The sequence below is a fragment of the Paenibacillus sp. FSL P4-0113 genome (assembly GCF_038009305.1).
Lineage (GTDB): Bacteria > Bacillota > Bacilli > Paenibacillales > Paenibacillaceae > Paenibacillus > Paenibacillus polymyxa_D.
The window spans coordinates 1,380,110-1,392,277 of record NZ_JBBPAZ010000001.1; the positions used below are offsets into that span (position 1 = coordinate 1,380,110).

General features: G+C 47.5%; 11 protein-coding genes and 1 tRNA gene. 5 read left to right on the forward strand and 7 right to left on the reverse strand.

All coding sequences use genetic code 11. From position 1 onward, the window contains the following. Nucleotides 1-48 precede the first annotated feature (48 nt). Nucleotides 49-1,524: an aminotransferase class I/II-fold pyridoxal phosphate-dependent enzyme gene (locus tag MKX46_RS05610; RefSeq protein WP_029517663.1), complete on the forward strand. Its 1,476-nt coding sequence runs from the start codon at nt 49-51 to the stop codon at nt 1,522-1,524. 110 nt (nt 1,525-1,634) lie between these two features. Here MKX46_RS05610 and MKX46_RS05615 read toward each other — a convergent pair whose 3' ends face one another. Beyond that, nucleotides 1,635-1,940 (reverse strand): DUF1292 domain-containing protein, encoded by a 306-nt coding sequence (locus MKX46_RS05615; RefSeq protein WP_007431055.1) that lies wholly within the window; start codon nt 1,938-1,940, stop codon nt 1,635-1,637. Nucleotides 1,941-2,019: 79 nt separating this feature from the next. Further along, nucleotides 2,020-2,577: a hypothetical protein gene (locus MKX46_RS05620; RefSeq protein ID WP_013310940.1), complete on the reverse strand. Its 558-nt coding sequence runs from the start codon at nt 2,575-2,577 to the stop codon at nt 2,020-2,022. Between the two features lie 201 nt (nt 2,578-2,778). On the opposite strand from MKX46_RS05620, the gene MKX46_RS05625 reads away from it, so the two are divergent. Then, nucleotides 2,779-3,537, forward strand: coding sequence for an MBL fold metallo-hydrolase (locus MKX46_RS05625; protein WP_069010571.1), 759 nt, complete (start codon nt 2,779-2,781; stop codon nt 3,535-3,537). 108 nt (nt 3,538-3,645) lie between these two features. On the opposite strand, the gene MKX46_RS05630 is transcribed toward MKX46_RS05625, so the two are convergent. Together MKX46_RS05630 and MKX46_RS05635 are read right to left on the reverse strand one after the other, a co-directional pair. Further along, on the reverse strand, nt 3,646-3,882 hold the full coding sequence (locus MKX46_RS05630) for a DUF3892 domain-containing protein (protein ID WP_069010570.1): 237 nt from the start codon (nt 3,880-3,882) through the stop codon (nt 3,646-3,648). Between the two features lie 87 nt (nt 3,883-3,969). Next, nucleotides 3,970-4,413, reverse strand: coding sequence for a GNAT family N-acetyltransferase (locus MKX46_RS05635; protein WP_029517666.1), 444 nt, complete (start codon nt 4,411-4,413; stop codon nt 3,970-3,972). A gap of 142 nt (nt 4,414-4,555) precedes the next feature. Between MKX46_RS05635 and MKX46_RS05640 the strand changes: the two genes are divergently transcribed. Then, a tRNA-Val gene (locus tag MKX46_RS05640) sits at nt 4,556-4,627 on the forward strand. A gap of 249 nt (nt 4,628-4,876) precedes the next feature. Here the strand turns inward: MKX46_RS05640 and nirD are convergent. Next, nucleotides 4,877-5,206, reverse strand: a complete 330-nt coding sequence (gene nirD, locus MKX46_RS05645; protein WP_029517667.1) for a nitrite reductase small subunit NirD — start codon at nt 5,204-5,206, stop codon at nt 4,877-4,879. A gap of 12 nt (nt 5,207-5,218) precedes the next feature. After that, on the reverse strand, nt 5,219-7,651 hold the full coding sequence (gene nirB, locus MKX46_RS05650; RefSeq protein ID WP_341070979.1) for a nitrite reductase large subunit NirB: 2,433 nt from the start codon (nt 7,649-7,651) through the stop codon (nt 5,219-5,221). 445 nt (nt 7,652-8,096) lie between these two features. On the opposite strand from nirB, the gene MKX46_RS05655 reads away from it, so the two are divergent. Together MKX46_RS05655 and MKX46_RS05660 are read left to right on the forward strand one after the other, a co-directional pair. Then, a complete protein-coding gene (locus MKX46_RS05655; RefSeq protein ID WP_029517669.1) occupies nt 8,097-8,699 on the forward strand; it encodes an ANTAR domain-containing response regulator in 603 nt (200 codons plus the stop codon). A 19-nt stretch (nt 8,700-8,718) separates the two neighbouring features. After that, nucleotides 8,719-9,792: an anthranilate phosphoribosyltransferase gene (locus MKX46_RS05660; protein WP_029517670.1), complete on the forward strand. Its 1,074-nt coding sequence runs from the start codon at nt 8,719-8,721 to the stop codon at nt 9,790-9,792. Between the two features lie 125 nt (nt 9,793-9,917). On the opposite strand, the gene nasC is transcribed toward MKX46_RS05660, so the two are convergent. Continuing rightward, the gene (gene nasC / locus MKX46_RS05665; RefSeq protein ID WP_241113519.1) at nt 9,918-12,098 is read right to left on the reverse strand and encodes an assimilatory nitrate reductase catalytic subunit NasC; all 2,181 of its coding nucleotides are present in this window, start codon (nt 12,096-12,098) and stop codon (nt 9,918-9,920) included. Nucleotides 12,099-12,168: the final 70 nt, after the last annotated feature.

Genomic DNA, 12,168 nt, shown 5'->3' on the forward strand with positions numbered 1-12,168 from the left:
CTTGCACAGGATTGTCGAAATCCTGCACGAAAGGTTGTGACAACACTAATGAATCAAAGCAACACCCCGCTTTTTACTGCTTTGAAAAAGCATGCTCAGAGCAACCCGGTTCAATTTCACATCCCAGGTCATAAAAAGGGAGTGGGAGCAGATTCGGAATTTCGCGAATTTATGGGGGATAATGCCTTTTCCATAGATATGATCAACATCGCTCCATTGGACGATCTGCATCAGCCTTCAGGCGTCATCGAAGAAGCTCAAAAGCTTGCAGCAGAGGCCTTCGGAGCTGATTATACGTATTACAGTGTACAGGGGACAAGCGGAGCCATCATCACCATGATTATGTCGATTTGCATGCCTGGTGATAAAATTATTGTACCCCGAAACATACACAAATCTATAATGTCTGCCATTATCTTCGCTGGTGCGAAGCCGGTATTCATTTCTCCAGTCAGTGATGAGAATCTCGGTATTCACCACGGGGTTACAACCAAGTCCGTACGCCGGGCATTGGAACGCCACCCTGACGCCAAGGGCGTCCTTGTTATCAACCCGACATATTACGGTGTGTGCGCCGATTTGAAGGAAATTGTAGATCTCGCTCACAGCTATAATGTGCCGGTCCTGGTCGATGAGGCTCATGGAGTACTGATTCATTTTCACTCTGATCTACCGATGTCCGCCATGGAGGCGGGAGCAGACATGTCAGCTACAAGCGTTCACAAGCTGGGTGGTTCCTTGACTCAAAGCTCAATCCTGAATGTAAATACGAAAAACGGATTCGTTAATCCGCAGCGTGTACAAACGATTTTCAGTATGCTGACAACAACGTCGACTTCGTATATTCTGTTGGCTTCGTTAGACACATCCCGACGTAATCTGGCCCTTAACGGTCATGAAATAGCACAACGCGCCCTTGATTTGGCTGAATATTGCCGCTCAGAGGTTAACAAGATTGAAGGGCTATATTGCTTTGGTAGTGAAATTCTCGGCACGGAAGCTACCTACGATTATGATCCAACCAAAATTACGGTTCATATCCGCCATTTGGGCCTTACCGGATACGATGTGGAAAATTGGCTGAGAGATCACTATAATATCGAGGTTGAACTTAGCGATATGTACAATATTCTTTGTTTGGTGACCCCTGGGGATACCAAAGAGGAAATTGAAATTTTGTTGAAAGCTCTGCGTGAGCTGGCTTCTCTGCACTATTCCACAGGTCAGGAGCATGAGCTGGTTGTAAAGATACCAGATATCCCTCAGCTCTCCCTCATTCCAAGAGACGCTTTTTATGGAGATACGGAAATCGTGCCCTTCAAGGAATCTGCTGGTCGCATTATTGCAGAATTCATTTATGTGTATCCACCGGGTATTCCGATCTTACTGCCAGGAGAAGTTATTTCGCAGGACAATATTGATTATATTGTTGATCATGTAGAAGTAGGCCTGCCTGTTAAAGGACCTGAGGACCGAACAGTACATCAGGTGAAGGTTATCGTCGAGACTGACGCTATTTCATAATATTGATCGGACAACACATGCTTACAAAATATGTTGATAGTTAACAAAAAAAGCCCCTATTTGGGGGCTTTTTTTTCTTGAAGAGCTTATAACAGCTGCTATTTCCAATTCTATTCGTATTGGGCAACAAGCTCGCTATATGCAGCTTCTACACGTTTCCACTCATCTTCGTCCTCAATATTGTAAAGCACCATTTCTTCGTTTTCTTCTTCCATACGAAGAATAATGCCATCCGCTTCGGGATTGCCTCGCTCAAGCAGAAGAGCATAAACGTGATCTTCTACATCAAAGGTCTCTACCAGCACCATTTCTACATCTTTACCATTTTCATCAGTTAGCGTAAGAACCATTTCTTCATGTTCGTGGTCATGATCGTGGTTGCAGGCTTCACCGTGTTCATGTTTGTGATCACTCATGGAAATACCTACCTTCAAATTGTTTTATTTTCCCCCGTATCGTAACATGATCAAGGGTGCAGGTCAATTTGTGGTATGCCTAATTTATCGCTGTAATGACTTTTTCGGACACCAAGGTATAGCTGCCGTCTTTGCTCTCTTTAATATAGAAACCAACCCGGTAATTCCCTGCTGTTTTGAAATCATACGTAAAGTCGTTCGTACGGAACCAGAAGTTATCCTTTTGCGCTCCTTTGATATCTTGAGACTGAATATCCTTCACGTTGCCCGAAGGGTCGGTGATCGCTACCTTCACTCCGGAGATATCTGTTTTCAAGGTATCAATTTGACTAAATACATTAAATTTCACTTTATTGCCTTTATTCACGTTACCAAACACAGTATCTCCCTTAAACAGGAACATATGCACGTTAGGCTGGTCGAAAACAACTTTTCCACCGGATGGATCAAAATTTACAAGTCCGTTAAAATCACGGATGGGCACATAAGTCTTCCCATCAATGACAACTGCACCATCTTTTGACACCTCTCCATTAATAATCAACTGCACTTGGTCCTTGGCGGATTCCGCCGAAATGGCGGTCCCTCCCATTATTGAAAAGGCCATCATTAGGGCCATCACTCTTCTCCATTTCATCACTACTAATCCCTCCATCGTCATCTGTTAAAAACCTTCTGTCGTACATTTATACCTAGCTCAGCCGCACAAGTTGCGCTGTGTTTCACAAATTGTCCAAAGTTTTTACAGAAGGAGCCAAATCTTTAGTTCCAGCAGCATAGGTGGTAAAATACGACTGTAGAATGTCCTAGTACACAAAGTCTGGAGGATAGATCCATTATGAGCCTAACGATACAAATGCTTGGCACAGGCAGTGCCTTTGCCAAACATTATTACAACAACAACGCGCTGCTGGACAGCGGAGAAGGCAAACTGCTAATCGATTGTGGTACAACCGCTTCGTTAGCATTACACCAAATGCGCGTTCCTTTGCCTGATATTGACGCCATTTTAATCACACATATTCACGCAGATCATGTCGGAGGTTTGGAGGAATTCGGTTTTCAAATGAACATTCTCCATCGTCGCAAGCCTCTACTTTATATCGCCGAACCCCTAATCCACCCTTTATGGGAGCATACACTCAAGGGCGGGATGTCACAGCAGGGTATGATTGACAAGCTTGAAGATGTATTCGAGGTAAACGTAATAACGCCTGGCGTGCCCACTACATTAGTATCCGGTATCCAGGTGGAGCTGATCCCTACACGGCATATTCCTGGTAAAAACAGTTATTCCTTATTCATAAATGACCGCCTTTTTTATAGTGCAGATATGGTTTTTGACCCTGATTTGCTTCATCATCTGGTGCATGAACGAGGATGTCGGAGTATTCTGCATGAGGTTCAATTACAAGGTGCCGGAGAAGTCCATACGACGTTGGACGAGCTGCTAAGCTTGGCGCCATCTCTTCAAGAGTTGATTCGTCTGATGCACTATAGTGATGATATGGAACAATTCAGGGATAAAGCTGGCGTCATGTCCTTTCTGGAACAGCAACGATTATATCAACTTGCAGAGTTGGAACGTGCAGAGTAGCATGCTAAATACAGCTTAACAATTAACAAAAAGCCGCCTGGCTATCCTTTGTAGGAAAGCCAGGCGGCTTGCTGTTCTTAAATATAATGCTAGTGTTGCGAGTTAAGGTCAGAACAATGGCAGTTGATCCAGGTTATTAGAAGGATCTCCGTCGGCATCTCCCCGAATTCGTTTGCTGCCATCCTTGGCCTTGAAAACGTTAACGCCTGCAATTGAGCCTGTCTCAATCTCATTCAAAGCCTGGCTATAATCTAAAATCCGACCGGTAGATGTCTGAAAAGACATAAGGTCGCCATCCCCGTTTTTACGTACTGCTGTAATTTGCTCCCGTTCTGTATTAGCCATGCTGTATCGCTCCTTATCCATAGTATAGTGGAGGAACTTTTACTAGCATGCGCATTGTACAGATTTGTATGCACCTTGCGCTGCCGACTACAACTTTTTGCGCATACGAACATGCGGTATTCCCGCATCGTCAAAAGGTTCATCGGAGATCGTCTCGTAGCCAAGCTTTTCGTAAAACTTCTCGGCTTGACATTGGGCATCTAGCAACGAGTATCTTAACCCCAATTCACGTGCACGTTCCTCCAGTGCTAGCAGTAATACACGTCCATAGCCTGCGGCACGATGCTCCTTGAGAACGGCAATACGTTGCATTTTAGCTGTATCTTCCTCATAGTATGTCAACCGACCAGTGGCCACCATTTCACCATGTTCACAAATTAGCAAATGATGGGCCGTATCTCCCAGCTTGTCATAATGGTCAATTTCTAAATCGAGAGGAACCTTTTGCTCATCGACAAACACTTTGGTACGGATCGATATTGCCTCCTGTAGCTGCTCCTCTGTTGTTACACTTATAATTTCTGCGGCCATCACCTGTTCCCCCTATCATTAACTCCAAATTTGTAAACTCACTAAATTCGAATTATATATATAAATGGTCATGAAGTACAGGCTGACTTCTATTTTTTCACTTTACATATATGGTTAATACATGATATTATCTAATAACCGAAGGACGGTAGCTCAGCGGGAGAGCATTATCTTGACAGGGTAAGGGTCATGGGTTCGATCCCCATCCGTCCTATTCGTCAAAAGCCTTGATATTCAAGGCTTTTTTGTTTGTCTAGAGATAAATCCAGTTATCCTGTTTTTTAATCAAAATGATACTTATAAGATAAAAAAGCCGCCCGGAAAGATAGGGTCGACTTTTCTGTATACTCAGATCATTGTAATTTAACAATGTCATTTTTTCTTCAGCAAAGCTTTTCACCTTAATCCTTCTATTTATATAGAAGAAAAAAAACAGGACCTCAGCACAATACGCATAGAACTCTTAGATTACGATATAAACCGCCCCGCTCTCACCGTCAATCTCCGTCGGGTAAGCAGTCACACATCCAGTATCTGGCTCTTGCACCCGGCCAGTGGAAAGGTCAACTTTCCAGTCATGGAGCGGACAATGGATTGCTGAGCCACATATCATTCCTTCGGATAACCGTCCCCCTTTGTGCGGACAACGATTCTCAAGTGCATGCACGCTGCCATCGCTCAGACGGAATACAGCTATTTCTGTATCATGAATGCGAACTGTCCTTGCTCCACGTCGGTCAATTTCGTTCAAATTAGCTATTCTGATTCTGTTGGTTGTCGTATTGGTCTCCATTTTGTCAGCCCCCTATTCCATTACTGGCTTAAGTTCCGGCAGCTGCACAAAATTTTTGCGCAGCTCTTCGTTGTGAATAATTTCGTGCCACGGATCAGTCGTCGTGCTTAATGTCTCTTCAATTCTGGTCACCAGTTGCTTCCTCGTCTCTGCATCCGAAAGTGCCTGTTTGATGGATTCCACTCCGACCCGTTCCAACCAATGGGCTGTGCGTTCGTTCCAATTGGCCTGCTCACGATAATACTGCAGATAGGCACCGGTCCATTCCATCACTTCATCCTCGGTTCTAACGGTACAAAGTAGTTCAGCTGCCCGAACCTTGATACCCCCGTTACCTCCAACGTAGATCCCCCAGCCACCGTCAATAGCAACGACGCCCAAATCCTTGATCGTCGCTTCAGCGCAGTTACGCGGGCAACCGGACACAGCCAGTTTGACTTTGGATGGAGCATTCAGACGTTCAAATGCCTTTTCCAACCGGATGCCCATCCCCATAGCATCCTGCGTGCCAAAGCGGCAAAAGGTATTACCTACACACGTCTTAACCGTTCGCAGCGTCTTTCCATAGGCATATCCAGACGGCATATCCAACTCGGCCCAGATCCCTGGCAAATCCTCTTTTTTCACACCAAGCAGGTCAAGACGTTGACCACCCGTAAATTTAACCAGAGGCACATTGTATTTCTCCGCGACAGCAGCAATTTTCTTCAGGTCGGCAGGTGAAGTAACTCCTCCATAAATGCGGGGCACGACAGAATAGGTGCCATCTTTTTGTATATTGGCATGGTACCGTTCATTCGTAAATCTGGATTCCTTCTCATCTTCATAATCCAGTGGCCATAGCATACCTAGATAATAATTGAGGGCCGGCCGACATTTAGTGCAACCTTCCGGTTCGTTCCATCCCAGCACATTCATCACTTCTTTGACACTCTTTAATCCCATCTCCCGAATGCCATCAATGATCGCTTCCCGGTCAAGCGTCGTACAACTACAAATACCCTCTTTCATCGTTTCTCCGGCTTCTGCGCCTGCGTATAGCTGTAAGAGTCCCTCCACTAATGGCTTGCAGCCGCCACATGAGGCCGATGCTTTTGTGCATGCCTTAATCTCCCCGACACTCCGGCAGCCAGCCGCAACCGCCTCTCCAATGTCACCCTTGGATACACCATTACATCCACATACAATTTCGTCATCAGGCATCTGCTCCAGCATCATGGAGCCACTAGCTTCTGGTTGACCAGGATTGAAGCCAAGTAATAACTCTTTCTCTCGGCCAACCACCGACTCGCCACTTTTGATCAACGAAAACAGCATGGCTCCGTCAGACGTATCCCCAAACAGAACGGCTCCGATCAGTTTTTCTTCCTTGATTACGATTTTTTTGTAGACGCTACCAATATCATCCTGATACCGCAGGGAACGTGTTCCCGGTTCATCCTTGTAATCCCCTGCTGAAAACACGTCGACACCCGATACCTTCAACCTTGTCGAGGTAACTGAACCACTGTAGCCGGGAGTCTCCATTCCCGCGAGTCGCTGAGCCAGTACACCACCTTGCTCATATAATGGAGCAACCAGCCCGTAAGTGATTCCCCGGTGTTCTGCACATTCTCCAACGGCGTAGATGCCGGGGATATTCGTTTCCATGTGATCATTTACGATGATCCCGCGGTTTACAGGGATTCCCGCCGACACCGCCAGTTCAATGTCTGGTTTGATGCCTACCGCCATAACGATCAGATCCGCTTCCAACTCGCTGCCATCGGCAAATTTCACCCCTTCCACGCGGCGACGTCCTGTTATAGCCGCCGTCCGCTTATTGACCAGAAATGTCATTCCCTGCTCTTCCAGCTCGCGCCGTAGCATAAGGGAAGCAGCCTCATCCAGCTGCCGATCCATAATATATCCGTTAATATGGATAACTGTGACGTCCATCCCCAAGTTAAGCAGCCCCCTGGCTGCCTCTAGTCCAAGCAATCCGCCACCGATGACGGCTGCTTTTTTGTGCGTCTTCGCCGTCTCCATCATCGTTTCACAGTCACGAATATCCCGGAAACCGATAACACCATCCTTGTCGGCCCCTGGAAGCGGCAGAATAAAGGCTTTAGACCCCGTTGCCAACAACAACAAATCATAAGAGATGCATACGCCGGAGCGTGATGTCACCTGCTGCTTTTCCGTGTCGATAGCTGTGACAGGATCATTGGTATACAATCGAATATTGTTGTCTTCATACCAACTCCAGTCGTTGATGACAATATCCTGCAAACCAGCCCCTCCCGCCAGAACGGAAGACAGCATGATCCGGTTATAGTTTGGATGGGGCTCGGCCCCGAATACCGTAATCTCATAGCTACCTGGTGCAAGCTTCAGCAAATGTTCGAGAGTGCGTATCCCCGCCATTCCGTTGCCGATCAACACTAACTTTTGGATATTGTTCATCAGGTCACTCCCCTTCCATTTGTATCCTCAAAACATAAAAAGCCCGCTTCACATATGGGGATTCAAAATATCCCCCACATGAGAAAACAGGCTCCATTGCCGTTTCATCGAATACGCCGTTGTATCCATCAGAGTATGGAATTAAAAAGTATTGTAGCTAATATATAATGGTTTAAATGATATGTCAACATTCCTTACGCATTAACTTATAAAAAATTATATTTTATCACCATGTAACATGTCTATGACGTATAAAATATCACTCCCCTACAAAATTAGGATTGATTTTCAGACCAAAACACGCCAAAATGGTTTAAAAGTCCGTTTTAACTTGATGATGGTGGAAAAATAAAGCAAACGGATAAAATCCAATGTCATATTTGTTATCAATGAATACCATCCCCATCGCTAACTACCCTTCATATTACAGAGAGGAGGAGCCCGCTTGCGTTCCTTGTTGGTAATTCACTTACATTCTGACCATGTATCTGAGCAGACACACGCCGTTTCCTCATGGCAGGCAGGACCTGAAAACCTTTTAGAATCCAACGGATACCTAACTCTGCCCTGCCGCAATGAATCTGAAATCAAACAGCTAATCCTTAATGCAGATGCGGCGGTACTAGACATGCCTGTCGGCACGATCAGCATGTGGGGTGGCAGGCTGGAGCAAGCCAAAGCAGTCCCGTTGCTCTGGTGGTGCAGCGCAGAATCAGCGTTATCATCGACAGAGGCTTGTGAAGCTGATGTCACTGTTGATGGCATTCTAACCCCTTCTATGGCAGCCCATGAGCTGAATTGGGCTCTTCATTTTAGTGCCAAACGCTTTTTTGAACGCCAGCACTGGCAAAGTGAACGCAAGCAACTGACCGCTCGGTTGGAAGAACGCAAATGGATTGATATGGCGAAAGGAATACTTGGAGAAGTAAACGGTATCCCGGAAGCGGAAGCATATGATGTGCTGCGGAAAAAAGCAATGAACGAACGCAAACGTATCGTTGATGTGGCAATTTCCATCGTCAAAGCACAGCAAATGCTAAAAGCATAAATCTGAAAGGGGCCTGAACATGAATATCATAGAAATATTAAAAGAAGTGGGTCGTGGCAAAAGGGGCGCCCGGGATCTGAATTACGCCGAAGCCGAAGCTGCTGCCGAACTTATTATGACCCAGTCAGCAACCCCTGCTCAAATCGGAGCTTTCTTTGCCGCGGAGCGCATTAAAATGGAGAGTGTTGGCGAGCTGGAAGCATTCGTAAACGTCTGCCGTAAATATACCCATCGCTACCCGATGCATAAAGGTATTGATTTCGCCGGTCCGTATGATGGCAGGAAGTCTTCATTTATTGCCACCTTCGCAACGGCCTTTCTACTCGCCTCATGCGGAATTCCTGTAACGATGCATGGTAGTGCACCCCTCCCTCCCAAATGGGGTGTTACGCTCCCGCTTTTATTGCAGGAAATGGGAGTAACGCCCCGGAACATGACGCGTGAAATCGCCGTTCATGCCGCGAAGCTGACTGGTGTACTGTTCGTAGCCTCCGAACAGTGGTGTGTGCCCCTGCGAGATATGCGGCCCATTCGCGAAGAACTGGGGCTTCGCACAGTGCTGAATACTGCCGAGAAACTGGTTGATTACGGTTCTTCCCCATATATTGTATTCGGCGTTTTCCACAATACCGTGTTCGAAAAGACGGCGAAACTCATACAAAATCTGAATTACCACAGAGCTCTGATCGTCCAAGGGAGCGAAGGATCGGAGGATCTGTTCATCGATCGGCCGACCCGGACTTACCTGCTTGCTAACGGCGAGGTATCATTACAGGTTATTGATCCGGAAATGTACGGACTGGATTCGGTGGTACCAGAGCATAACTGGACCCCCGCTGAACAACTGCGCATTACGGAGGAAGTGCTACAAGGCATAGCTTCTTTAGCCTTTTCGAATCAAGTGTTACTCAACAGTGCGGTCCGACTGTTCGTTGCAGGGCGAGTTGACTCCATAGAGGAAGGTTTGTATACCTGCAAACCGCTGCTAGAAAATGGGCACGCCTGGGGTTTGTATTGTCACTGGCGGGAAGCCATGCTCAGAACAGAAATAAAAACGGGAGCAGACAGATCTGAAACCCGATTGCATTTATAATTACTGGCGTCACGCAGTCTGTGATTACGAGCCCTAAACTGTCCAACTCAAAAAGGCTAGCTCCCTCACTCATACAAGGGGGCTGGCCTTTTATGCAAAGAAAAAGTCACTTACTCCGTCCTGCTCTAGAACTCCGACCATTCCTCGTTATCTGCACTGGTTGCGGCTGCAGCCAGATGAAGGGGACGGATGCGTACAGCTGCCGTTTTGAAGCCAGGCATCCGACAGAACGGATCAAGATCAGGGCGGGTCGCCCGATTAACATTTTGTATCCCACCCCAATGCATGGGCACGAAGAGCGTATCTTCGCGGATATGTGGTTTGATCCGGCTGCGGACAGTGAAGCTGCCGCGCTGTGATGCTATTTCTACCCACTCCCCGTCCCTGATGTGCCAGCGTCGCGCTGTCCGCGGATGAATTTCCACATAATTCTCAATCTCTCGCGCGGCCAGCGACGGACTTCTGCGCGTTTGTGCACCGGTCAAATAGTGAGCCAGTACACGGCCGTTCGTCAAAATAAGCGGGTACTCCTCTGATATCTCCTCTCCTGCTCCACAGCTTTCAACCACCGTAAAAACAGCCTTTTGATCAGAATGGGCAAAGGTTTCCCGAAACATTGTATCCATACCGGCTCTGTCCGTAGACGGGCATGGCCAATATACTCCTTCTTCACGACGCAGCCTGTCGTATGTGATCCCGTAGTAATCGGAAGGACCGCCCCGGCTGGCGAGCCGCAGTTCTTCAAAGATATGCTCGGCATCCCTGTACGAGAAATAGCCGCCCTTGTTTAGCTTTGCAGCCACCTGACACAAAATGTTCCAGTCATCTCTAGCCTCGCCTGGTGCGGGCCTCGCCGCTTCCCGTAGCAGAACGCGGCCCTCCAGATTGGTCATCGTCCCCATATTCTCCAAATAAGATGTCACAGGCAAAACAACGTCAGCCATTCGCGCGGTTTCCGTGAGAAACATATCCGCCACAACCAGCAGATTCAGCTTTTTGAGGGCTTTCTCCACCAGCCGGACATTCGGGTTAGATACAATAGGATTAGAGCCCATCACGAACAAAGCTTGGATTTGTTTCTGATGGACAAGCTCCATCATTTCATAGGCGGACACCCCTTTTCCTGGCAAACTGCTTGGTTTCACTCCCCATACGGACGCCACATAGGCTCGATCTTCTTCATCCTCAATCGATCTGTAACCAGGAAGCTGGTCAGCCTTTTGGCCGTGCTCTCGTCCCCCTTGCCCGTTTCCCTGACCTGTGATAGCTCCATAACCGCATCCTTCCCTTCCAATCTTGCCAGTGGCCAGCACCAGATTAAGAAATGCACGCACCGCCATATGTCCATCTGTCTGCTGTTCAACACCCCTGGCCGTAAAAACGATGCCCGTCTCCACACTGCCAAAGGCACGTGCTGCCTGCTGGATCATTTCTACTTCAATTCCGCACAACGCAGCCGATTCTCTCAGATCCACACCCTTCAAATGAGTCAACAGCTGGTCATAGCCGTTGGTCCGCTTGCGGATAAACTCTTCATTCGCAAATCCCTCATCCACGATGACCTTTAGCATGGCATTGGCCAGCACAGCATCCGTACCCGGCTTGATTTGCAGGTGCAAATCAGCGGCGGCCGCCGTTGGTGTCGCGCGCGGGTCAATTACGATGACAAAGGCGCCGTTTTCCTTCGCCTGGTGAAAGTAAGGCATTAAGGTCGGCTGGCATTCAGCGATATTCGTACCTGCGAGCACAATACAACGAGCCAACGGAATATCAGCCAGCCTGCAGGTCAGTCCGCGATCAATGCCAAACACTTTACTGCCAGCGGATGCCGCTGCCGACATGCAGAAGCGCCCGTTATAGTCGATATATCGCGTACCTACAGCCACTCTTGCAAATTTGCCGAGTAAATAAGCCGTTTCATTGGAGAGTGAACCTCCACCGTAAATTCCGATTGCATCAGGACCTTGTGTGGACAGTAGCGTAGAGAAACTGCTAGCTATAGTATCCAACGCCTCCTCCCACTTGACGGGAACCAGTTGGCCCTCTTTGCGAATGAGGGGCTGTACCAGCCTTTCCGCATGAGTCGCATGCTGATGCGCATTCATTCCCTTGATGCACAACCTACCCTGCGAGGCTGCATTATGCTTCCCTTCCGCCTTATACACTGTACGAATGATACCCGCAAGTGTCTCTGTACCCGTGCTAACGGTCATCTTACATTGCACGCTGCAAAACGGGCACTGCGTATCCATTACTGACGGTACATGTAGCCCAGCTTCCGGTTTGCCTTCTCCCGACTGACACATCAAAGCCACCTTCCTTTCGCCATTTTTCGGAATTTTATCGTCTGCACGATAGATAATTCGCCATAACTCC